The 21,200-nt window shown below is 64.9% G+C and carries 23 protein-coding genes; 2 read left to right on the top strand and 21 right to left on the bottom strand.

Annotated features, from left to right (window positions below):
- The first annotated feature begins 2 nt into the window (after positions 1–2).
- Both SM753_RS16355 and SM753_RS16350 read left to right on the top strand, forming a co-directional pair.
- A complete protein-coding gene (locus SM753_RS16355) occupies positions 3–626 on the top strand; it encodes a J domain-containing protein (protein ID WP_323192427.1) in 624 nt (207 codons plus the stop codon).
- 380 nt (positions 627–1,006) lie between these two features.
- Positions 1,007–2,362 carry a hypothetical protein gene (locus SM753_RS16350; protein WP_323192426.1) on the top strand — a complete coding sequence of 452 codons (1,356 nt, stop codon included), beginning with the start codon at positions 1,007–1,009 and terminating at the stop codon, positions 2,360–2,362.
- Between the two features lie 16 nt (positions 2,363–2,378).
- On the opposite strand, the gene SM753_RS16345 is transcribed toward SM753_RS16350, so the two are convergent.
- The 21 genes from SM753_RS16345 to SM753_RS16245 all read right to left on the bottom strand — a co-directional run bounded on the left by SM753_RS16345 (position 2,379) and on the right by SM753_RS16245 (position 21,167).
- A complete protein-coding gene (locus SM753_RS16345) occupies positions 2,379–3,059 on the bottom strand; it encodes a PH domain-containing protein (protein WP_323192425.1) in 681 nt (226 codons plus the stop codon).
- Positions 3,060–3,085: 26 nt separating this feature from the next.
- A complete protein-coding gene (locus SM753_RS16340; protein ID WP_323192424.1) occupies positions 3,086–5,056 on the bottom strand; it encodes a hypothetical protein in 1,971 nt (656 codons plus the stop codon).
- A complete protein-coding gene (locus SM753_RS16335; protein ID WP_323192423.1) occupies positions 5,056–6,375 on the bottom strand; it encodes a hypothetical protein in 1,320 nt (439 codons plus the stop codon). The genes SM753_RS16340 and SM753_RS16335 overlap by 1 nt, the downstream gene beginning before the upstream one ends.
- Before the next feature lie 67 nt (positions 6,376–6,442).
- On the bottom strand, positions 6,443–8,035 hold the full coding sequence (locus SM753_RS16330) for a hypothetical protein (protein WP_323192422.1): 1,593 nt from the start codon (positions 8,033–8,035) through the stop codon (positions 6,443–6,445).
- Positions 8,035–8,436, bottom strand: a complete 402-nt coding sequence (locus SM753_RS16325) for a hypothetical protein (protein WP_323192421.1) — start codon at positions 8,434–8,436, stop codon at positions 8,035–8,037. The genes SM753_RS16330 and SM753_RS16325 overlap by 1 nt, the downstream gene beginning before the upstream one ends.
- A gap of 54 nt (positions 8,437–8,490) precedes the next feature.
- Positions 8,491–10,530, bottom strand: a complete 2,040-nt coding sequence (locus SM753_RS16320) for a phage tail tape measure protein (RefSeq protein WP_323192420.1) — start codon at positions 10,528–10,530, stop codon at positions 8,491–8,493.
- Positions 10,531–10,658: 128 nt separating this feature from the next.
- On the bottom strand, positions 10,659–11,093 hold the full coding sequence (locus SM753_RS16315; protein ID WP_323192419.1) for a hypothetical protein: 435 nt from the start codon (positions 11,091–11,093) through the stop codon (positions 10,659–10,661).
- A gap of 2 nt (positions 11,094–11,095) precedes the next feature.
- On the bottom strand, positions 11,096–11,608 hold the full coding sequence (locus SM753_RS16310) for a hypothetical protein (RefSeq protein WP_323192418.1): 513 nt from the start codon (positions 11,606–11,608) through the stop codon (positions 11,096–11,098).
- A gap of 18 nt (positions 11,609–11,626) precedes the next feature.
- The gene (locus SM753_RS16305) at positions 11,627–12,127 is read right to left on the bottom strand and encodes a hypothetical protein (RefSeq protein ID WP_323192417.1); all 501 of its coding nucleotides are present in this window, start codon (positions 12,125–12,127) and stop codon (positions 11,627–11,629) included.
- On the bottom strand, positions 12,124–12,489 hold the full coding sequence (locus tag SM753_RS16300) for an HK97 gp10 family phage protein (RefSeq protein ID WP_323192416.1): 366 nt from the start codon (positions 12,487–12,489) through the stop codon (positions 12,124–12,126). Before SM753_RS16300 ends, SM753_RS16305 begins: the two co-directional genes overlap by 4 nt.
- Positions 12,489–12,860, bottom strand: a complete 372-nt coding sequence (locus SM753_RS16295; protein WP_323192415.1) for a hypothetical protein — start codon at positions 12,858–12,860, stop codon at positions 12,489–12,491. Before SM753_RS16295 ends, SM753_RS16300 begins: the two co-directional genes overlap by 1 nt.
- A complete protein-coding gene (locus tag SM753_RS16290; RefSeq protein WP_323192414.1) occupies positions 12,860–13,444 on the bottom strand; it encodes a hypothetical protein in 585 nt (194 codons plus the stop codon). Before SM753_RS16290 ends, SM753_RS16295 begins: the two co-directional genes overlap by 1 nt.
- Positions 13,441–13,752: a hypothetical protein gene (locus tag SM753_RS16285; RefSeq protein ID WP_323192413.1), complete on the bottom strand. Its 312-nt coding sequence runs from the start codon at positions 13,750–13,752 to the stop codon at positions 13,441–13,443. Before SM753_RS16285 ends, SM753_RS16290 begins: the two co-directional genes overlap by 4 nt.
- A 121-nt stretch (positions 13,753–13,873) precedes the next feature.
- A complete protein-coding gene (locus SM753_RS16280; protein WP_323192412.1) occupies positions 13,874–14,212 on the bottom strand; it encodes a hypothetical protein in 339 nt (112 codons plus the stop codon).
- A complete protein-coding gene (locus SM753_RS16275; protein WP_323192411.1) occupies positions 14,209–14,535 on the bottom strand; it encodes a hypothetical protein in 327 nt (108 codons plus the stop codon). Before SM753_RS16275 ends, SM753_RS16280 begins: the two co-directional genes overlap by 4 nt.
- Positions 14,536–14,543: 8 nt before the next feature.
- On the bottom strand, positions 14,544–15,467 hold the full coding sequence (locus SM753_RS16270) for a phage major capsid protein (RefSeq protein ID WP_323192410.1): 924 nt from the start codon (positions 15,465–15,467) through the stop codon (positions 14,544–14,546).
- Positions 15,467–16,774: an XkdF-like putative serine protease domain-containing protein gene (locus SM753_RS16265; protein WP_323192409.1), complete on the bottom strand. Its 1,308-nt coding sequence runs from the start codon at positions 16,772–16,774 to the stop codon at positions 15,467–15,469. Before SM753_RS16265 ends, SM753_RS16270 begins: the two co-directional genes overlap by 1 nt.
- A gap of 3 nt (positions 16,775–16,777) precedes the next feature.
- Complete coding sequence (locus SM753_RS16260) at positions 16,778–16,918, bottom strand: hypothetical protein (RefSeq protein WP_323192408.1); 141 nt, start codon at positions 16,916–16,918, stop codon at positions 16,778–16,780.
- A 203-nt stretch (positions 16,919–17,121) separates the two neighbouring features.
- A complete protein-coding gene (locus SM753_RS16255; protein ID WP_323192407.1) occupies positions 17,122–17,985 on the bottom strand; it encodes a phage minor head protein in 864 nt (287 codons plus the stop codon).
- A gap of 2 nt (positions 17,986–17,987) precedes the next feature.
- Positions 17,988–19,556 carry a phage portal protein gene (locus SM753_RS16250; RefSeq protein WP_323192406.1) on the bottom strand — a complete coding sequence of 523 codons (1,569 nt, stop codon included), beginning with the start codon at positions 19,554–19,556 and terminating at the stop codon, positions 17,988–17,990.
- A 3-nt stretch (positions 19,557–19,559) separates the two neighbouring features.
- Positions 19,560–21,167, bottom strand: coding sequence for a hypothetical protein (locus tag SM753_RS16245; RefSeq protein ID WP_323192405.1), 1,608 nt, complete (start codon positions 21,165–21,167; stop codon positions 19,560–19,562).
- Positions 21,168–21,200 lie beyond the last annotated feature (33 nt).

Here is a 21,200-nt window from a genome sequence, read left to right as displayed (position 1 = left end):
CCATGAGAAAACTCGACTGGCCCGACGGCTTCGACCGCACCGACCCGAGCGACCGCGAACCCTACCCCCACGGCTTTCGCGTCACGCGCAGCGAGGCGTTCGACAACATCCTGGAAGAACTCCGTCGGATGGACACGAGAAACGTCCAGCTGGACACTGGCGCGGAACACCAGCAACGCAACCCGAACAAGCCGTACGCGAATTCGGGGTTCGACGATCCGGGCGTCGTGGTCCGGTTCGAGCGTGACGGCCAGCAGTTCGCGGTCCCTTGCGACCGCTGGGACAACCCCCGCGACAACGGCCAGGCGATCGCGCGCTACCTCGACGCCAAGCGGGCGCTCGAACGCTACGGTGTCGAGACGATCAACGACGAGTTTGCGACGCAGGCACTCCCGCCCGGCGACGAAGACGCTGTCGCTGCGCCGCCAGCGCCGAGCGACGAGGATGTCCTCGAGGAAGAGCCACACGAGGTTCTGGACGTCTCCCCCGACGCGCCCGACGAGATCGTCGAGGCCGCGTTCCGCGCGCAGGTGAAGGACTTGAAGGGGCATCCCGACACCGGCGGATCGACGGGGCGGTTCGGGAAACTCAAGGCGGCCCGTGAGGCGATGACTGACGATGAGTGAGCCACCGGCAGGCGGTGCGTGCCAGACGGCACTACGGGTAGTGGCCTGTCTCGGGCTGCTTAACGGAGTTTTCGGGGTTGGGATCTCGCTATACTACGGCGTGTATAGATTCACCCTGTTGTTCCTGATCGGGCTGGCGTGGTTCGTCTACGCCACCCAAACGGACTCGAATCCGTTAGCACGGACGGACACTACCCACGACAGAGGGTAACGATGACGCTGCGGGACACCCATCCGGCTGGGCTCCTGACTTCTTGCGACCCCAGACACCGAGTGAAGCGCACGTCAACGGCCGCTGTTCGCACCGCTGACCGATCACATCGACCAGCGAGACTGTTCTGCCCGGGGACTTATCACGGACGTGTCCAAAGTACGAGGATATGCAACGCCGCCGATACCTCGCGCTGTCGGCCCTGGTCCTCGCCGGCTGTTCGTCCTCCGGCGAGTCAGACGACGCCCCGACCGACACGACTGCGCCGACCGACACCACGACAGACCCCACGACGGAAACGGCAACCACCGAGAACACGGCGACGACGGCCGCCGAACCGGCGGCGTTCGAGATCGTCTCGATCGACGCCCCGTCATCGGTCGAGACGGGCGAGGAGTTCACGTTCGCCGTCACTGCGCGAAACACTGGCGGCCAGGACGGGACGCTGGAGACGGCCGTCGACGTCGTCGACGCCGACACTGGCGACACGCTCGAATCCGGCGAGCTGTCGCTGGACGCCCCCGCCGGCGAGACCGCGACGTGGAATTCGGACACCGGCTCACACGACGAGCCCGTGGCGCTGCTCATCCGCCTTCCCGAATACGACGCCGAAACGGAGCTATCCGTCACGGCGGCTATCAACGAGTCGGCCAGACAGGACCTTGACGAGGCCGCAGGGCTGCTGGAGGACGCCGTCGAGGAGTATATCAGCAGCTACCGCCCGATGGGGCGCATGGACGAGGTCGACGCGAGCGTCGGGGTTAACGTGGACGCGATCCGGAGTCCGTTGCTCGACGCCCGCGACTTGCTCCGATCTGTCGACGATGCGGACGGGCTCTCTGACGGGCAACAGGACCGACTCGCTGCATCGTGGGGGACGCACTGGTTCGTCTGGTGGCTCGCCTCGGGCCACAACGCGCTCAATTCGGCGCGAGGGAATTGCGTGAAGATCTGGAACGCCACGCTCGACGAGGACCACGGCACGGCCGGGGCGCGGACGAGCACCCTCAACGATAACGCTGCCGCTGTCGACGAGAATCTCTCAAACATCGCCGACGACTCGGACCCCGAGGACATGTCGGCGATAGACCGTCTCTCGTCGGAGGACTACAACGCCAAACTCGACCAGATCGAAAACGAGATCGGCCAGTGCGACACCCTCGGCGACCTGTTGGACGAGTTCGGCGGTGCTCTGAAGACATTTAGCACCGCCGTCTCGGACTACGGCGAGGACTACCAGTCCGCCTCGGCGGGGTTCTACGACGCGGCAACGTCATTCGATAGTCTCGCCGGCGAGTTCGGGGACGCCGACTGGTCCGATCCGTTTTCGGATATCGCCGAAGAGGCAGTCTGTGTCGCCAACGCGATGGCCGCCGGGAGTGAGCATCTCGACGACGCCGCACAGGCAGGGGCCGACGGAAACGAGAGCCGGCAAGAGTCCGCCGAGCAAAACGCCCGGGGCGAGTTCGACAGTTGCGACATCGTGGTTCACCGGATCGACTCGGCCGGGTCGTTCGATAGCTAACCCGACACTGCCAGAATCAGATTTTATCTAAGAGATCTTGTTTTTTCTCCTCGAACTCTGCGTCGCTTAGCGCACCCTTCTCATTGAGTTCGCGGAGCTTGTCGATCTGATCGACAGGGTCGGGTTCGGATTCGACGACGGCGGTATCGGGTTTGCTGGCTTCCTCCATTTTGCCCCGAATGAACTTCATCATCTCGCGAACCTCGTCCTTCCCGGGTTCGGTTATCTGAATGTGGTACGTTTGCCCGGGCGTCTGCAGCGAAAGCCGTTTGTTGACGAGGCCAGTGTCGAGGTCGACACTGGTGATGTTTCGATACGGCACGGATCGTTCGTCGTTCCCCGTCAACTGCGGGATCTTCACCACGATCCGGTCGTCGGCGATTACGGTGCGGACATACCCTTTGGTCCCGCTTTTCCGGGAGCGATCGTCTCCGAAAAGCGACGATCCGGCCGAAGAGCCCTCGACGTCGATGGTCCCTCCGCGCCCAAGGTAGTAGATATTCTCGCCGTCGTCGAGGATGTCTTTGACCTTGTCGATTCGCGGCTGCGTGACGTAGTCGCCTTGTGGTTCACACCGCCATTCTTCGTCAATTTTGTCTGGGTCGGAGTCGGAACCAAATAATCCCATAACTGGCTGAATATATCTATAGAAGTATAACTGTACTCCTAAGTGAGGGGTTGGGCAAAGCCAACCCATACACTTCGCCACCCGACGACACCGGCTCAGAGCCCCTCTTTCGTCCGCCGAACCTCGCTGCGAACGCCGGAGATGATCCCCGACAGCGACGAGCGCGCTCCGAACTCCAGTGTCCCGGAGAGATTACCGCCGCCGGCCGTGAACTGGACGCTCTCCAGGAGGACTTCCTTGCCGTCCGCGGCCGGGACCTGGTAGGTGCGCCCCGGCGCGATCGCCCGCGGCACGATCGGGACCGAGGCCTCGATCTGGTCCTCGGCGACACGCGACCCCAACTCGGAGCGCGCGATGTTCTTCAGGTCGTCCTCGCTACTCACCGATGTCTCGAACAGCGGCGGTGCGGGGATCTCTTCCCCGACGGCGCTGATCTCGTCGTCGTCTTTAGCTGTCACTGTCAGGCGATTGCCGGTGTCGTCTTTTGCACCGAACACCGTCACGACGTTCGCGTACGCCCGGTCGTTGAACCCGACCTGCGGGTCGCCGTTACGCGTCCAGTCGGCACTCCCCGAGAGCTGTCCGGGCTGGGCCGACGTGACTGGTAGAGAGGCCTCCGCGAAGTCGACTGTCCAGAGATAGCCACCGCGTTCATGGAGCTGCTGGAGGATCTCGAAATAACTGCCAGTGAACTCAGAGTCGTCGATGACGGGCAGGTCGTTCTCGTCGATCGACAGCGTCCAGGATGAAACGCGCTGGCTCTTGAACCCCTGTTGCGGAGTGGCTGTCGTCCGACTTCCGTACCGGGATAGCGTGACTCGCCCCTGGATCGTCGTCCCGACTGTCGTGAAGTCGACGGACAGCAACGACGTGTTCGACGACTCCGACCAGTTCGCGCCCCCGTCGTTGGTCATTGCCAGCGCCTGCGAGCCGCTGGCGTCGTCGATCGAGATGTCCAACTTCGCGGCGGGGATGTTCCATTCAGACCCTTCGACGGCCCCTTTGACCGTCACCGAATCCGGGTGTGTCTCCGGGCCGTCGAGATACCCGCCACTGCCGCCGTTGTCGTTGTCCCAGAAATAGTTGAATCGCTTGTCGTACGGGGCGACGACGTCGACGCGGTACCACTCGCTTGAGGTTCCTCCGTCGACGCATTCGACGCCGAGGGTGTGCGTCCCCGAAGGGACATCGCCGCCATCATACCCTGCAGAGGTGTCATACTTGCCGTCTCCGACTTCGGACCAACTGAGTATGATGGAACTCCCAGATTGCGACTGGTCGATGTCGTGCCTCGTCCCATCAATTATCACGTACCACTGGACACCATTGATCCCGTCCGTCCCTTCGTCGTCGCGAACAGACACACCGAAATCACTGCCTGGGATCGTGTGGTCCACAGAGAAATCCCATTCGGCGGAGTCTCCAAGATCGTCAAGGCGGGCGCATTGGCCGCCGCTGTACGTCGATTTCGCGTCGGGGTCTGTCGTCGCACCGCTCATCCGATCTGCATTTTCGCCCTCCTGAGTCCAGCACGTCTGCGTCGTATGGAGGTAATCGCCGGAGAGGTGCACCTTCGCCGGCGTCTCGTCAGGTATTGAAAAGACCTCTAACAGCTCTGACGCCGTGGTGGCATCCTGAACGACCGTGCCCGAACGGACCGTCCGAACGTCGGGGTCCAGCACCGTCGCGTCGAACGGCGTCCGGCTCCAGGCGTCCCGCAGTGCGTCGTCGACGCGCTCGGCCTGGTAGTGGATCGAATCGCCACCGCGCTCTAACTTATACTCGACAGTCCGGCCCTGGAGGCGCGTCTCCGACCCGAGTGTTGTCTGGACTGAGTCGAGCACGCCACGGTAGATGAGTTCCTCGACGTTAGCGTCCGTGTCGACGTAGTCGATAAACGCCTCGGCGCGACGCCAGTCCTCCAGCGACCGGGACGGCGGGACGGTCGCCGTCCACGAGTTGATGACGGTGTGTTCGCGAGGGAGTGCGATGCTGGCGATATCGTCCGGGCTGATCGTCACGCTGTTGCCGCCCTGCTTGAGTCGGATGCGGTAGCCGGCCGCCATCAGATCACCTCCGATTCGAGGGCGTTGCGGACGTCAGTCTCTGTCGCGTACTCGGCGGTCGTCCCGAGGACGAACAGCGAGACGTCGACGGCGCGGCGGTTGGGATACGCGGTGCTGGCCTCGCTCCCGCCGACGATGAGCGCCCAGAAGTCCTCGAAGCCCGCGCCGGAGCGAGCGCTGGGGGAGACCTGGACGAGTTGGCTGTTGACCGGGGCGATCGACGGCAGTTGCTCGCGGAACCACGGGACGCCCTGGTCGGTCGTGCCGGTCGTGACGGCCTGGGGGTAGGCGAGGTAATCCCGGACTGCGTTGTACTCGGTCGGCAAGTTCCCTTCGGCAAACTCCAGCGTGAGCGAGATCTCCTGGCCACGCTGGAGCGTCGGGGCCGACGGGTCGGCAAGTGCATCGCCGACGATGCCGCCGACGTCGTACGAGACATCGACTTCGAGGGCGTCGCGGACTGCCGCTTCGGTGCCGTACTCGGCGACCGTGCCGAGGATGAAGAACTCGAAGTCTAACTGACGGTAGTCCGTCGGCGGCGTGCTCTGGTCTTCGATGCTGACGATGACCGCCCAGAACGGCTCCACGTCGGGGATGCGGTGGTTCGGCGTGACCTCGACGAGGAGACTATCGACCGGCGCATCCGAGGGGACGCGCTCGCGGAACCACGGCCGCCCGCGGTCGTCGAGGCCGGTGGCGACCGCGTCGTCATCGTTCGCGTAGTCGGCGAACGCCCGCAGCGAATCGTACCGTTGTCGGTAATCGTCGGGCGTTTCGTCATCGTCGTCGAAGAGGAACGACAGCTCCGCGGTCTCGCCCCGCGTCAGTGTCGGCGTCGGCGTGTCGACCAGCGCCTCGGCGACGATGCCGCCAATCGTCCAGGGCTTGCGGACTGCCACGCCCCGCGCCATCCAGTGGCCTCGGCCGGTCGCGTCGGCAACACCGATCTTGCTCCGGACGGGAGCGGCTGTTGCGGCCCCCTGGCCCGACGCGCTCGCCGTGAAGTACAGCGACCGCGTCGCGAGTGCGCTCGCCTCGCCGGTGCCGGTCGCGTCGGCAGTGCCGCCGAACACGCCGGTGGCGCGGGCGCTGGCGATCCCCGCGCCGACAGCAGGGGCTGTCCCGTCGCCGATACCGAACTCGCCGAGCCCCGACTCACCGAGCGCGGCGTCATCGCGTCCCACCGAGGCCGAGACTGTGCTTGTCGCGCGGGTCTGTGCGGTGCCGTGGCCGGTCGCCGACGTGCTCGCCGTGACGATCTCACCGTCGGCGAGGCCGAACTCGCCGACACCCGACTCGCCGAGGGCTGCTGTTGTCATATGTTCATGAGTATGAGTGGTTTATTTCGCTACTATACGGGAGAATCGGGTGTTTAGTCTACAGGCCTTACGTGACGATAGTCAGATCTTCGAAACACGTTATCCCAGGCGAAAGCGTTCCACCGCTGTCGTTGGTCACATCGCCTGAAGCGGCGAACAGATAGGCGTGGACGCTCGTGTCATTAACCCGCAGCACACCCGTGTTCAGGCTGGCACCGTTGACAGGTTGCACGGGGCCAAAGACCGCATGTCTCGACCCGCCGTTTGTCCGATAGACGTGGTTAACGTCGGTTGCGTTACCCGCACCGTTGACTTCGACGGACCCGACCCGCATCGGGTTTTCGTTGGTGTCGTCAATCAGGAACCCTTTTGTCGAGTTGTTTTCACTCGGTTCGTAGTTGACGTTTCCGATTGTGATGGAGGCCGAGCCGTACTGATGGGCAATCGCGTCCGCAGCACCGCCGATATTGACTTGCCGAAATTCGTGGTCCCCGCGTTGACAGGTAATTATAGTTTGGTCTGCGCCGGTATTTCCGGATTTGGGGATTACATACAGGCTATGCCAAATGTTCGCTGGTCCGCCCTGTACGTCGATAACCGCCGTTCCGGTGCCGCCGGTTTCCTCCGGCGTCACGAAATTCGACCGCCAGCTACCGACTTCCCAGGCGGTGATCGATCCGGGGTCGCTCACCCGGAACGCTGAGTTGCCCCAACTGTTAACGCCGACCGCGCCGATTGTGACGTTCCCCACGTTGCCGCCGTCAACCATCCACCCGACGCCAGTTGTGTTAGTATTACCTGGGCCAATGATTCGGAAACCGTCGAATTTGGCATACGCCCCCGACCCCGACGCATCCATATGGATGCCATGGGCACTCGACCCTGTGCTCGGGAATTTGATCGCTGAGGCGTCGCGTCCCCATCCAATAACAGATACGCCACGGGAGGGGTTGTATGGACTGTCTTCGGTGATCTGTGCAGGCGGGAGCAGAACGGACCCGTAGCCGTGGGACGTCCCCGCAACGGCGTCCGTTGCATTCTGCAATGGCGTCGTCGTGTTCGCAGGATCGATCGCATCCTCCGGGCCAAGCCCCTGCCCCACCGGAACCACCATTCCATCAAGAGCGATCTGGATATCTTGTCCACCAATATCTACATTCTCTGCATCTACCGATTCGAACGACGCGTCAGGGTCCCGGTTCAACTGCGTCGTCGTGTCGTTCGTGGTGTCGACCTCGCCGATCTTCAGCGCCGGCGCTGCGGGCGCACTCCCGCTGGAGTCGACGACCGTCACGGAGACAGCATCGGGCGAACTCTGGTCGGCGTCCAACCAGATCTCGTTGATGTCACTGTCAGTGAGCGCCAGTCCGGTTCGGGCGTCGGCCGAGTAGACCTGCGACGCCTCGTCCCAGGTGGTCGTCACGCCGTCGCCGTGGTCCCGCGACGAGAGGTTCGTCACTGCGATCTTCGCCATCCCGCTGTCGACGTCGATGGTGAGGTTCGTGTAGTCGGGGTTCGTCAGCCCGAGTCCGGTGACGACGAAGTCGGTGCCGTTCGCGTCGTGCGCCGCAGCGGCGATGTGCGCGGCGTCGGCCCAGTCCCGATCCGACTGCTGGGACAGGCCCGTCCCCGCGTCCTGCGGCCAGTGCTTATCCGTCATCAGTCCACCTCGAAGCTAAGGTCGCCGGCGCGGAACCGGAGTTCGTCGTCAGTCAGCACGGTGCGCGTCGTGTCCAGGGCCGTCACCCAGAGCACGTTGTCCGTGCTCGCGCTCCCGTCCCAGACGGTAACGTGCGTGATGTCGCCCCAGTCTTCGGTCGCCGGGCCGAACGCGATTCCGTTGGCGTTCTCTGCGGTGTTTCCAGAGCTGGTCCAGCCGCCGGGATTCGAGACGCTCTGTCGCGAATAGCCCCCGGCGGCGAGTTCGTTGCTCGTTCCTGCGTCGGTTGGGTCGGCCGTGTGAAGCGCCACGTAGACGGTACTCGGTGGCGTCGGCATCTGCACATCACGGAACGCCCAAGCGGCGATCTCGGTTTCGAGGTAGTCAGCGAAGTCGCTCATGATTGTTGTATTGGTGTGTTGTCGTGTCGAAAACGGTTGGTTCGCGTGCGATGCTCACTGCCTGAGGCCGCGGTTCTTCGTCTGGACGGCCTCGAATCGCAGGGCGACATCAACGCGGTCGTCGATGACCGACTCCAGCGTCTCGTCGTCAGTCGTGACGGCGACCTCGCCGTCGACGGTCATCGACCGGACTGTCGAGCGGAGACTCTTGATCGCCTGGACGACATCGTCCAGGCTTCGGCCGCTCCCGCCACCCGACGACCGGGGGCGTCCGCTCGTCGACCGTCCGCGACTGGATTGCGCCGACGTGCTCGAACTCGACGAGCGCTCGCCGACGGGCTGGCCGAGGTTGATAGCGGCGTCGCGCCGCTCTGCCTTCGAGGGGCCAGACGTGTCGTTGATGGCTCCACGGTAGCCGGCGCGCTGACTCAACGCGTTGAATTCTTCGTCCGAGACGCCGAGGTCCTCGGGACTGATGCTGCCCTGCTGGTCGAGGATGGCGTTGTACAGTTCCGTGCTGATCTCGGTGGGGACGTCCTCCATCTGACTCGGGTCGGAGACGTACCCCCCGACGCCGCTCTCCATCGCGGCGCGCATCTCCGGCGTCAGGCCGTCGCTCATGATGTCGATGCCTTGTGCCTCGCCGACGCCCGACTGGAACCCAGACGCGTACTCCTTTCCGTCAGACTTGCCCTCGGAGCCGTACGCCGGCTTTGAGGACTGGAAGCCCTCTTCGACGCCCGACCCCATCGCCTCGCCGGCTTTCTCGCCATCCTTCTTGGGCTCCGGAGGGAACAGACTCTCGGAGATCGCGTCGGTGTCGATGGTCCCGATAACGTCCTCGGAGTCCACTCCGGGGATCTTGTCGATCGCCTTCCCGAGCGCTTCGGGGATCGTCATGACCAACTCGACGACATAACTGATACTGTCGGCGACGACGCCTTTGAGCCAGTCAAACCCGCTGCCGAGTGCATCGAACAGCGCGGACGTTGCATTTTGGATCCCGAGGAAATTGCTCTCCCAGGCTGCATACAGCGCCGCGGAGCCAGCAGCGAGGCCGAGGAGGATCGGCAGAATAGGCGCGGCAGCTGCGGCCACTGCGCTGAACGACGGGACTGCCGCCCAGTTGATCGCGGAGACGGTCGTCATCGCCCCACCCATCGCCATGAGCGCGGGGCCGGCCGCCTCAACGGGTTCGAGGACGCCACCCGCAGCGAGTGTCGCCTCGTCGAGCGCCTGACCAAGGCGGTCCATCGTGCTGATGCTTTCGTTCGCGGCCTCGGCGTGGTCTTTCGTCGTGCCTTCGGCGGCGGCGAGGGCGTCTTTCTGCGCGGCGAGTTCCTCGCTCGTCAGATTCAGCGAGTCCATGAGCGCTTGCTGGTCGCCCTCTGCGCCGCGGGCCGCTTGCCTGAATTCGCGCATCGCCGTCCGGGAGTCCATCCCGCGTTCCTCCAGTGTCGCCATGATCGCGGCAGTCTCGTCGACGGACATCCCCATCTGCTGGAGTTCGGGGCCCGTCTTCCGGACCATCCGCGAGAAGTCGTCGACGGTCATCGTGGTGTTCCGAGCGACGTACGTGAACGTGTCCATGTGCTCGTTGAGGTCGGACACGTCCTCGCCCATCGCCGCGAGTGCGGGGCCGGCGTTTTCGGCCACGCTCGCGGCCGTCTCGCCGGTCGCGTCGGCAACCATGTCGGCCGCCGTCGCGACCTCTTGCATCTCTTCTTCAGTCGTGATGCCCTGCCTCGCGAGCGCGTCCATCGTCGCGGTCGCGTCGTCCATCGGGAACGTCGCGTTGCTGATCTCCGTCGCGAGCGCCCGCGTCTCGTCGCGGGCCATCCCCATCGTGGTCGCGGTCCGCCCGAGTGTCTCGCGCCACTCCTTTGATTGCTCGGTCGCGCCGGTTATCGCCCCACCGAGTGCGGTGAGCCCTGCGCCAGCGGCGACGCCGGCGCTGTCGAGGGCGAACAACTGGTCTTCGACGCCAGCCGTTGCACTGACGAGTTCCTCCGACGAGTCGGCGGCACTGTTCACTCCCGACTCGTAGTCACTCGCGTCGAGTTCGAGGGTGCCAGTGAGTTCTTCAAATGCCATGTTCGTTCGCCTGCATGATAGCCGCGTAGTTGTGCTTGTGCCAGCGCCGCGTCTTGGGACTCATCTCACACCAGCGCTGAAAATCAATGCCGTAGTACGCGAGCAGCCGGCCGGTCCAGCGACCGTGCTCACTCGCCGCGAAAGCGTTCGAGGTCTTCCTCGTTGATCTCGGCCTCCGCGTTGATGCTGGTGATGTACTGGATCGCCCGCCGGATGGACACCTGGTCCTCCCACCAGTCCATGTCCATCCAGTCGGGGTCGGCGTGCTCGCCGAGCGTGCGGTAGACGCGGTCGACCTCGCTGGAGAACGCCTCGGCGTAGTTGTCGCCGTCGAGATCGCGGACGCGCTGTTGCAGGAGTGCCGCCCATTCGGATCGCTCGCGACCGAACGTCTCGAACTCGACGGCCTCGCCGCCGACGGGCAGCGCCACTGTCTCGGATTCGAGATTCTGCTCGATGCGCTGTTGCAGCGCCGACATCTCGCGGCGCTCTCGTTTCTGCTCCCGGACCTGGTCAGTCGCCTGTTCGACGAACTCGGGGTTGGCGTAGCTATCGGTGCTCATCGTCACAGGGCGTCAGCGTTGAACTCGATGGTCGACTCGACCCACCACGTCCACGATAGCAGCGGCGGCGTCGCGGAGGGATCAACCTCGGGTGACGTCGCCTCGACGTCGTGGAACCGATGCACGAGTTCGGCGTTGGCGTAGTCCTGGGCCTCGTCGCGGAAATACGCTATCTCGACGTATTCGTCGGGGGCTTCGATGCGCCGGTCGGTGGTGTCGAACGTGACATCTCCGTTCGAGTCGACGAGGCCGGCGAGCTTCATCGCCTCCATGTCGACGTCGATCGCCGATGCCACTTCGAGGTCCGCTGTGCCGTTCGTTCGGTAGCGCCGGGTCCTGCGCTCGGCCGCGGCGTTGAAGTCCTCGTTGTCCTCGTCGATCGTCACCGAGATATCGTCTTTCGTCGCGAGCGCGAGGACGGTTCTGACCGGGTCTGTCCCGGAGTCATCAACGTGGATGACGTGGACGATGCTTCCTTCAACTTCGTTTTCTTGCGATTTCTGGTTGGTTGCCATGTATGTCGTTAGTCGTCGTTAGTCGAATCGTGATACGTCGAAGCGCTGGACGCTCCGGTAGCGGTTGATCGAATCGTCCCAGAGCGGTTCCGGCGTGCCGCCAGTCTCGCCGCCGGCCTCCCACTCTGCGACTTGCGCTGTCATCACCGCCGAGACCCCGTCGCGGAGTGCGTCATGCCAAGCGAGACCGAGGGTGTGGCCGTCCTGCCTGGTCCCCAGCGTGTCGGCCGTCATCTCCAGCCCGACCTGGACGGTCAGGTTGACGCGTTCCTGGCGGTTCAGCCGCGTCGACGAGCCGGTGACGACCGACACGGTGGCGGTGATGTCCGGCGGGTCAGGTGCGCCGTCGTCGCGCCGACGCTTGTCGGCCGTGAACGCCGGCATGATGACGTCCGCCCCGTCGGAGACCGACGCGACGTACGCCAGGCGATCGGTCAGGGGAGAGTGGTTTCGGAGCCGCTGGAGCGTGAGCGAGCGGAGGTCGCGGACGCGGCCAGTCGCGCGGTCGGACTGACTCACGTTATCACCCCGTCCCACGCCGATTCGACGGCAGTCGCGATCCGTTCGCGGATGAACTGCCGGTTCTGCTCGAACGCCGGGCGCAAGTACGGGTAGTCCATCTCGTGGAACGGCGCGTACTCGACGTTGCTACCGACGATAGCGCGGACAGTGTGCGTGGCGATACGCTCGCTTTCCTGTTTTATGCTTGACCTTAGACGGCCAGTGTCGACGTTGACCAGGCGTTGCGCGGACCGCATGACGCGGAGGCTGATCTCCTCGACCGCCGCTTCGAGGCGCTGCGGGAGAGCATCCGTGAACTCCTGAAACATCGCGACGCGGTCGGCCGGCGTCTCGCCGTCCCACTCCAGCGTGGCGTCCATTAGACACCCTCCAGTTCGATGGTGGCGCTCCCGGCGCGGGCACGGCGACCGTAGTCAGCGTCGATGCTGACGACCTCCAGCCCCGACAGCGTGCTCGCGCCGGGGGCGGCCGGCCGTAGCGTGACATCATCGCCCTCCTGCAGGAGGTCGGCCAGCGCGCCGCGGCCCTCTACCGTCGGGGTTCGCTCGACGCGTTCGCCCGTGTCACCGCGGACGAACGATGTGCCGCCACTGTCGAACTGGACAGGCTCGCCCTCGACGATGTCGACCGTGTCGTAAATCGGGTCGCCGTGGTCGCCCTCGTCGACTTGCTCCTCGCGCGTCGCCGCCAGAGTGTGCGTTGCCCGTTGCCGGTTTCGGTGGCGGGCCATCAGATTACCCCCACGCCGCTGCCGTACGACGGCGCGTCGTGTTGTTTGACCATCGCCGCACACTCTCGTTTGAGCTCGCTCGGCGGGCGGTACGAGAACTCGTTGTCGCTACCGATGCCGTCGGTCTCGATCTGGTCGAGTGCGTTCCGGGCCAGTCGGATGACTGCCTCCCTGACGGGCTCCGGTGCGCCGTCGTATCCCCACGTCCACGAGACAGTGATCGACCGCCGGTCAGTCGGCCACTCCGACACGGCCGCATCCGGGAGTAGCTCCAGGTGTGTCTCGTGAACGACGTAGTCGTCGCCCTCGGTCAGTGTCTCGCCGCCCGCATCGACGGACGCCACCGACTGGATCGGGCGCTTCGGCAGGGGGAGGTCGTACTCGGCGGCGTGCGCCGGTCGCGAGAGTGTGGTCGTGGCGTCGGTCGTCTCGTATCGGGTGTCGCCCCACTCCTCGACCTGCTCCGATGCGGCGGCAAGCGCCCGCTCGACGGCACTGTCCCACTGCGCGCTATCCTGCAGCGGGAAGTCGTGTTCGTCGAACGGCAGCTCGTGTTCGAGATCTTCGGGGGCGACGTACGTCATCGGAGTGTGATCGAGTCCTTCGTGATCTTGGTTTCGCTGGAGAACTCGGCAGCGACCTCGACGCGGTAATTGCCCTCTCCGTTGGCGTCGACCTCGGTGTCCCAGACGTACTCGAACGCCCCGGTCCCCGTGTTGGACATCGCCGTCGCACTGATGACCTCGGATCCGTCCGAGACATCAACGATAGTGATGTCGGCGTCGGGGGTGCCGTCCGAGTCCGTGTCATCCGGGTCGGTGTCGGTGCCGTCTTCGGCCTGGTAGCTGATTCGGATCGGAAGATCCTCGCCAGCGTATGCAGTACTGATCATCGTGTTACTCCCCCGGCCCGGACACGCGCAGATCGGCGTCGATATGCGCGGTCGGGCCAGTCGTCAGCGTCGCGTCGACTCGGCCGGGCGTGCCGGCCGATAGGGTTGCTCGTGGCATCCGTTACTCCTCCAGTTCTGCGCGGCGGACGCCGATGGCGTCCGAGACGGTGTCGCTGGTCTCTACCTCGGCAATCTCGTCCAGGTGTTCGTCGACGTCGCCAGCCTCGACGCGGTCGGCGCGGGTCCCGTAGTCCTGGTCGAGCCACTCGTCGGCGTCGAACGCCTCGGCGTCGGCGTCCGTCTCGTCGGTGCCGGTCCCAGTTTCAGGTTCGGAGAAATGCGGCTTCTCCAGCAGTGTCTCGGCGAGGCCGTCGCTGACATCCTTGACGTCGCCGGGCTCGAAGGTCTCGCCGGCGACGGTGTAACGAGCAGGCCCGTCCTTGTCGAGTTGGACCTTCATGCTGTCCCACTCCCGCGGACGAGAAGTCGGACTGTCTCGGTCGACAGGTCGGTACCGCCAGCGACTTCCTGCAGTGTCGCGCCCGCGCCGCCGCCCTCGTAGACCTTCAGCACGCCGGCGCTTTCGTCGTAGCCGACGACGTAGCCGCTCTCGGTGACGGTCTCCCGGACGGCGACTTCGCCGTACTCGTCGAGCCCGGCGTCGCTCGCGGTGAGCGCCTCGCCGCCGGCGTTGTAGCTCGCGTCGAACGACGCGGTGAGGACAGTTTCGCGACCGATGCGCCCCTGCAGCCGCCGTTCTTCGATGGTGTAGCTAACTCCCATGAGCTACCTCACGGTGCCGCGATGTCCGTGATGTGGACACCGGCGTTCTCGTCTTCGATCTCGAAGTCGTCCTTCCCGACGATCTTGTACTTCGCGAACAGGTCGTTGTCGAAGGTCTCGTCGGACTCGCTGAGGACGTCGACGCGGACGTCGTAGCGCAGTGCGTAGATGAGGTTCTGCGCGGGCGTGAACAGCGCCTCAGTGTCCGGCATCGTCGGCAGGCCGAGGACATCGTAGTCGAACGGCGTTAGCTCGGAGTCGCCGAACAGCACGGAGTCGCCGAGCCCGCTCTCGCGTTCGGTGAGGTGGAACGAGTATTGCTGGACCTGGCTGTTCGACATGACGAAGATCGGGTCCATCCGCTCGTACTTGTCCTCCATCGTCTGGATGGCGTTGTGGAACAGGTCCGACCGGACGGGCTGCGCGTTGCCGCTCCCGTCAGTGTGGGAGTAGGTCGGCATCCCGCGGGCAGAGGCGATGGTGAGCCAGCCGTCGTTCTGGTTGATGAACGCGTCCGCATCGGACTCGTCGCCGTTGACGCCGAGGTCCTCCGTGTCGACAGCCCACTGCTGCGACATGAGCGAGAGGATAGTGTTGGCGAGATCCTCACGCTCTGGGTTCTCCTCGACGGTCTCGCGCGTCAGGCTCCAGTAGACCGAGCCCTTCTCACAGTCGATGTCGACGTAGTCGGTGTTGACACCCGACTCGTTCTGTGTCGAGTCCTCGCCCTGTGCGCGGCGAAGTCGCTCACCGACGCCGATCTTGGGGATCCGCGTGTCAGACTGCCCGACCGGGACTGTCCGGACGCGGTCGAGTAGTTCGGCATTTTCCTGTACTTCAGTGAAGAACTCGTCGAACATCTCGCGGGGCAGCGTCCCGCCAGTGCCGAGGTCGCCAGTCGTGACCTTCTGCAGGCTGTCCTTCGCAGCCATCAGGCGTCACCCCCGAGCCCCAGGAGGTCTGCCTTGCTCGCGCTCTTTCCCTCCTCGTTGTCGCCGGCGTCGAGCTGCTGGCTCTGGCCCGAGGCCTTCGCCAGGTCGTCCAGCTTCTCTTCGAGGTTGTCGAGTTTTTCCTCGACGGCCTTCGTGTCGTCGTCCGCGCCACCGTCGTCGTTCTTGTCGGTCTGTTCGTCCAGTTCGTCGATGCGCTTCTCCAGCGCGTCGACCTTTTCTTCGAGAGAGTCGTCGTTGTCGCTCATGTGGGTCTTGTCTGCGTCCGACGTCTCGCCGTCGGGGGCGTCCTTGTCAGTCTGTGCGTCCTTTCCGCGGGCCTCGGCGGCGGCCGTCGAGCCCGAGAAGTCGGCGACGTCGAAGTCAAAGTCCTCGCGGTCGGAGAACCGTGTCAGCCCGTGGTCGACGCCGGCGTCGTCGAGGACGTCGAGTTGCGCGTCGATCGACGCGAACATGGCGTGTTGGTTGGCCTGCGAGAGCGTCCGGCCCTCTTTTGCAGCCCCTGCCGAGGCCGTGCTGTCTCCGTCTGACTTGCTGATCATCGCCTTCATGCGCGCCAGCAAGCCATCGCCGCGGCCGTTCTCGACATCGACATCAGTCTCGTCGACGGCGCGTCGGAGGTAGGTCCAGAGGCGCTCGGCCTCGCCGTCGGAGTGCCCGCGTTCGGCCATCTCCGCGACGAACTGTTCCTTGTCGCCGATGAGGTCCGCGATGCGCTTCTCGCCCGCGTCCTTCGTCGCGAGGATCTGTGCGTCCGGGACCGCCGGGATGTCGACCGCCGAGTTCTCGACGACTGTCCCGCCCTGGAGTTCCCAGACCGGTTCATCGTCGGGGTAGTCGGCGGCGACATCGACGTCATCCGGGAGGTCGTCCTGGTCCATCGGGGCGGACCACTCGACGCTCTCGGCACCGATCGAGTAGCCCGATAGAATGTCGTCGCGGACCAGCGTCCAGAGCTCGCTGTCCTCGAACTTGAACGACTGAATCCACGAGCCCGCGGGGACGTCCTCGCCACCGATCTCTCGGGGCGCGTCGAGGACCGTGTTCTCGACCAGCGTGATGTGCTCGTCGGGCCAGACGGCGTGCATGACGCCCTGGGCGGCCTCGCCCTGCGGCAGGCGAGCCATGTAGTCCTCGGCGAAGTCGCGGATCGTCTCCGGGCGTTCGAAGTCGCCCTGGCGGTCCACTTTCAACGGCACCATCACGACGCCGGTCGCGATCTGGCGCTCGTCGTCGGCCGCCTTGAACTCGACCCGCTTGGAGACCTGTTCGTCTTTCTGTACTGTCATGCGTTACTCCTCGCTGTCGTCTCGGAACCCGTCGACGATGCGGGCGAGTTCTTCGCGTTCGTGGTCTTTGAGTTCAAGCCGGAACTCCTGCGTCCCACTGCGACAGACGAGTTCGTTCTCGTCTTCGTCGTGCCAGAGAGTCATGTGTCAGTTCTCCTCGTCGTCATCGTCGGCGTCCGCGTCGGCGTCCTGCAGTTTCCGGGCTTGGCCGGTCGACAGGACACCACGCTTCTCGCCGCGCTCTTTATCGCTATTGCTCATCTGAGAATCCGTGTTTGCGTCCCGGCCAGGCCTCGCTCGCGCGGGGAGTCGGGGGCTCCCGCGCTGACGGTCATCGGACCTGACGGCTACACTGCGACTGCGTTGCCAGTCGGAGCGCTGGCGTTGAGCCGCCCGCCAGACTCCAGCTGGGCGAACTCCGACTCGGAGAGATCCGACCGGAAGACGGGAATAACCGTGCAGCGGCAGTTGATCCGCTCTGCTGCCGGCAGGCTCTGGTCGCCGGGATGGTCGGCCTCGAACCCGCCGACGAGGAACGTCCCGTCGACGGCCACGATCTGCCCGTCCGCACTGCCGTGGGTGTCGCGTTGCCGACCGTCGAACGTCGCCAGCCACTCCTCGCCGACGACGCTGTCTGCCTCGCGGAACGCCGAGTGCGACCCGGCGTTCGACGAGGAGACCGTCTCGGTTTGGGCAATCCGTTCGGCTTCCCAGTCCTGCAGCCGTCCCTCGAACAGGTCGTCGTTGAGCGTATCGGCAAGGTCCGGGACCGACAGCCCCTCCTCGTGTGCGGTGCGGACGAACGACGTGATGTCGTCGGCGAACCGAGACGTGACCTCGTCGCTGGCCTGCACCGACCAGTCCTCAAGGGCGTCGAGTGTCCGCTGCGGGACGGTCTCGAAGCCGACGTCCAGGTCGAAGCGCCGCGACGCCACGGCCCGGCCTGCCTTCGCGCCGTCCTCCAGCCCCTCGCGGAACACCGTCTCGAAACTGGCCGTGTAGTTACCGACCGTCTCCTCGACGAACGCCCGGACGCCGGCCGTCGTCGACGGGTCGAGGTCGCCGTTGCGAACAGCGTCCACCAGGTCGACGCGGACATCGTCGACAGTGCCGGCGAAGTCCCGAAAGAAGCGCTCGATAGCGGCCCGGGCCTCCGGCGGGATCTCCTTTGCGACGAGTGTCCGGCCGGCCCTGTGGCAGGTGGAACACATGATTAGTCGTCGCCCCTGGCCGACTGAAGTCGGCCCTCGGTGCGGACGTCCTGCCGGAGGTCCTCGCGGACGTCATCGACACGGTCGTCGACGAGCTCCTCGACGGCCTGGCCGATGCCACCACCGCCGCCACCGGGCGCGCCCATCCCGCCGACTTCGGCCATGAGCATCTCGCCGGCGGTCCCGTCAAGTGGGTCGAGGCCGAGTTCGGCGCGGGCCTCGTTAACCGTCATCATCCCCTGCGCGGCCTGGATGCGCGTCTGCGCAACTTGAGCGTCGGAGAGGCGTGTGTCGACGCCGCGTGTTTTGAACGTGATCGTGTAGTCCGTGACACCGAGCGCCTGGTGGATCGTCTCGTACAGCAACTCGGTGAACGACTCCTGTTTGGGTTTGATGACGGTTTCGAGGAACTGCTTTCGCTGCTGTTCCGCGTCGGAACTGAACGCCCCCGACTCGACCGTGCCGGCGACGACCGGCGGCACGTCGTGTGCCTTCAGAATCTCGTGTTCGTTCCAGTCGTGGTATTCCAAAAAGGACGCATCCTCGTCGACGCCGACCGTCAGCGGTTCGAGGCGGATGCGCGGGGAGTCCTCGCCGTCGCTCGTCGCGAAGTCCGACACTTTCTCTTCAAGGAGTTTGTTCACCTCCAGAATCGCCGTCCGGTGGTCGTTGTCCTTCAGCTTGGTTCGGAATAGCTTGTGGATATCGTCTCGCGAGTTCTGCGTCAGTTCGCCGCCCTCGACGATGATGGCGAGTCGGGGGACGGCGTTCCCGTCGAAGAAGTCGATATTGAACTCCCGGGCGGACTGGTCGCCGTCGATGTTGGGAATCGCCGGGATGATGTCCGGCGTCCCGTAGTGGTCGACGAACGGCGTGTGGTTGCGCTTGAACAGCAGCTCGTTCGCCGGGTTGGTGACCGACGGCCCGACCGCCCCCGTGTCCGCGTCGACGAACCGCCGGTCGCTGCGGGACTCATCTTCGTCCGTGTACCGGTCGCCGAACGCGCCGAAGTATCGGAGGTTGCCATTCCGGATCTGGACGAATCCGGGGGCATCCTTGCGCTTGCGCACGGTCGGGGCGGGGATGTAGGCCAGCCCCGTCGGCGTGCCGTCGAGAGATGTGAGGACTTCGCCGCTGAACCACCCGATGAACTCGTAGTCGCCCCACATCATTTCGAGGACGTCCGCCGGCGTCGCCCGTTCGGCGTCCATCGGTCCGACTTGCCAGTCCGACTCGCCGGAGAACCAGAACTCCTCGGCGATCTCGCGTTGGCTCTCGTCGGGGTCCTCGACTTCGGGGTGGGGGACGATTTCGATGCCGTACCCAGCGACGTTTCGGGCCTTCGCGAAACCGGACTTCGCGTGCGTGGTGTTGACCTCGATGAGCTTCGCGAGTTGCGCCGGCGGGTACGGCGGGCTGATCGCGCCGCCACGGGCGTCGGCGAACTGTTGCTCCTGGAGTTGCTGACTCTCTTCGGCCTTCGCCGTGGTCGCTGCGCTCATGCGCTCGGAGTACGCGCCTTCCAGGCGTGGCGGGTCGGTGCTGTCGTCGGTGGTAGTGTCGTCGGTCATGGATTAGAGGCTGTAAACGCCGCCGTCGGTGTCCTGGTCACTGTCCCCGCCAGTGTCGTCGACATCGTCCTCGTCGGGGACGTCGAACCGCCGGAGGCCCTTCTCGGCCATGTAACAGGCAGCTATGAGATCTGGAGTATGCCCTTCCAGCTTCCCGTTGTCGAGTTCCAGCGACTGGAGCGCCGTGATGAAATCCTCCGTGGGTTCGTGCCCGCGGTAGAACTGGATGCCGCCGTTCTCAACGAGCGTCCGCAGTCGCGGGATGCCGTTTTCCCACGAATGCTTTTCCTCGCTCGTCGGGAGCCCCGTCACCTTTGCCCGCAGTTGGGCGTCGAACTCGATCGCGTCCTCGACGATGTAGCCCTGCATCCCGTTCGACTCGATGACGATCATCGCCGGGTCATACCGTCGGTCGTACTCGACGAGCTGGCCCTTCACCTCGCTCGGGGAGAGTCCCGGTTCGGCACGGGCATCCAGCAGGACGCGCTCGCCGTTCCGTCGTCGGAGAAACGCCACGAACGCGCAGTTGTCGCCGGTCGGGCTGTTCGCCGGGTCGTGTGCGACGACGATCGCCTCGCCAGTGCCGGCGCGGTACTTCCGCGGCGGGTCGCGGTTCCGGATCGAACATCCGCCTTGCTCGACGTCGACGTTGACGTCGTCGGCCTCCACGAGATTGCCCGACCCCCCGATGAAGGCCAGGCAGTACTCCCGCCAGAACCGGAAGTCCGCCATCTCGTCGCGCTTCTCGGCCAGCCATTCGGTGCCACGCGCCGACGGCCAGAGGACCTGCATTGTCTCGCCGCCAGTCCAGGGATCCGGGACCTCGGTGTAGTACTCTGTCGGCGGCCGGCGCGTGTCGAGGCTGTTGTCCGTGACGTTGGCGTCTTCCCAGTACTCCAGTATCGCCGGGTACTCCGCGACCGTGTACGCGGGGAGACCACGGTAGTGAGCGTAGATATCGTCCGAGCGCTTGCGCGTCCCGAGGAACACCTGCCGACCGTCGTCTTTGACCATCGGCACGGCCGTGCCCTCGATCCACTCGCGGACGTCCTTCGGGTCCCCGTCACCTTTCGCTTTGATGAGGTCGTCCAGGACGAGCAGGTGCGCGCGGTCGCCGTCGATACCGCCGTCGAGCCACGTCGCCTTCAGCGTCGACCCGTTCGCGAACTCCTTTTTCTTGACCGTGTCGCGACGCCGGCCTTTGTTGAGTTCGACGAGCCACGGGTTGCGCTCGACCATCCGATTGAACTCGGTGTCGGCCTTTTCCGTGGCCATGCCCTGGTTGTTCATCGCCCAGATGGCCTTGAAGCCGGGGTCGTATTCGAGTCGCAGGATGAGGTAGGCGAGCGTGGTCGTCGTCTTCAGCCCGTCACGGTGACAGTTCAGGACGAGTTTCCGGTGTTCGTCCAGCAGGCGCAGCCACTCGCCGTGATGCTCGTCGAGAAGGTGGTAGCCGTCGCGCTCCTGGTCCATGTAGCCTCGACAGAGTTCGTTTGCCGCGTCCAGTAGCGTGGCCGGTCCGTCGAACGGGTTCAGCGTCTCCCGTTTGCCCGCCGGATCCCGGCCGGTCGCGACGTCCGCCAGTGACTCGGGGTCGGTAGTGCTACTCATCGTTACCCCCGGCCGAGAGAGCGGCAAGTGTGA

This window comes from Halostella sp. PRR32, assembly GCF_034808085.1.
In the GTDB taxonomy this organism is placed as follows: Archaea; Halobacteriota; Halobacteria; order Halobacteriales; family Natronoarchaeaceae; genus Halostella; species Halostella pelagica.
This window is presented reverse-complemented; position numbering and strand designations above follow the sequence as displayed.

Excerpts from the sequence above, each read along its gene's own strand:
- SM753_RS16320 (WP_323192420.1), bottom strand. The coding sequence starts at position 10,530 with ATGGCATTTGAAGAACTCACTGGCACCCTCGAACTCGACGCGAGTGAC.
- SM753_RS16300 (WP_323192416.1), bottom strand. The coding sequence starts at position 12,489 with ATGGACGCCACGCTGGAGTGGGACGGCGAGACGCCGGCCGACCGCGTC.
- SM753_RS16275 (WP_323192411.1), bottom strand. The coding sequence starts at position 14,535 with ATGGGAGTTAGCTACACCATCGAAGAACGGCGGCTGCAGGGGCGCATC.
- SM753_RS16260 (WP_323192408.1), bottom strand. The coding sequence starts at position 16,918 with ATGACTCTCTGGCACGACGAAGACGAGAACGAACTCGTCTGTCGCAGT.
- SM753_RS16255 (WP_323192407.1), bottom strand. The coding sequence starts at position 17,985 with ATGTGTTCCACCTGCCACAGGGCCGGCCGGACACTCGTCGCAAAGGAG.
- SM753_RS16330 (WP_323192422.1), bottom strand. The coding sequence starts at position 8,035 with ATGACGGATAAGCACTGGCCGCAGGACGCGGGGACGGGCCTGTCCCAG.
- SM753_RS16290 (WP_323192414.1), bottom strand. The coding sequence starts at position 13,444 with ATGACGTACGTCGCCCCCGAAGATCTCGAACACGAGCTGCCGTTCGAC.
- SM753_RS16325 (WP_323192421.1), bottom strand. The coding sequence starts at position 8,436 with ATGAGCGACTTCGCTGACTACCTCGAAACCGAGATCGCCGCTTGGGCG.
- SM753_RS16340 (WP_323192424.1), bottom strand. The coding sequence starts at position 5,056 with ATGGCGGCCGGCTACCGCATCCGACTCAAGCAGGGCGGCAACAGCGTG.
- SM753_RS16285 (WP_323192413.1), bottom strand. The coding sequence starts at position 13,752 with ATGATCAGTACTGCATACGCTGGCGAGGATCTTCCGATCCGAATCAGC.
- SM753_RS16250 (WP_323192406.1), bottom strand. The coding sequence starts at position 19,556 with ATGACCGACGACACTACCACCGACGACAGCACCGACCCGCCACGCCTG.
- SM753_RS16280 (WP_323192412.1), bottom strand. The coding sequence starts at position 14,212 with ATGAAGGTCCAACTCGACAAGGACGGGCCTGCTCGTTACACCGTCGCC.
- SM753_RS16345 (WP_323192425.1), bottom strand. The coding sequence starts at position 3,059 with ATGGGTTGGCTTTGCCCAACCCCTCACTTAGGAGTACAGTTATACTTC.
- SM753_RS16270 (WP_323192410.1), bottom strand. The coding sequence starts at position 15,467 with ATGGCTGCGAAGGACAGCCTGCAGAAGGTCACGACTGGCGACCTCGGC.
- SM753_RS16265 (WP_323192409.1), bottom strand. The coding sequence starts at position 16,774 with ATGACAGTACAGAAAGACGAACAGGTCTCCAAGCGGGTCGAGTTCAAG.
- SM753_RS16355 (WP_323192427.1), top strand. The coding sequence starts at position 3 with ATGAGAAAACTCGACTGGCCCGACGGCTTCGACCGCACCGACCCGAGC.
- SM753_RS16315 (WP_323192419.1), bottom strand. The coding sequence starts at position 11,093 with ATGAGCACCGATAGCTACGCCAACCCCGAGTTCGTCGAACAGGCGACT.
- SM753_RS16295 (WP_323192415.1), bottom strand. The coding sequence starts at position 12,860 with ATGGCCCGCCACCGAAACCGGCAACGGGCAACGCACACTCTGGCGGCG.
- SM753_RS16335 (WP_323192423.1), bottom strand. The coding sequence starts at position 6,375 with ATGACAACAGCAGCCCTCGGCGAGTCGGGTGTCGGCGAGTTCGGCCTC.
- SM753_RS16310 (WP_323192418.1), bottom strand. The coding sequence starts at position 11,608 with ATGGCAACCAACCAGAAATCGCAAGAAAACGAAGTTGAAGGAAGCATC.
- SM753_RS16245 (WP_323192405.1), bottom strand. The coding sequence starts at position 21,167 with ATGAGTAGCACTACCGACCCCGAGTCACTGGCGGACGTCGCGACCGGC.
- SM753_RS16350 (WP_323192426.1), top strand. The coding sequence starts at position 1,007 with ATGCAACGCCGCCGATACCTCGCGCTGTCGGCCCTGGTCCTCGCCGGC.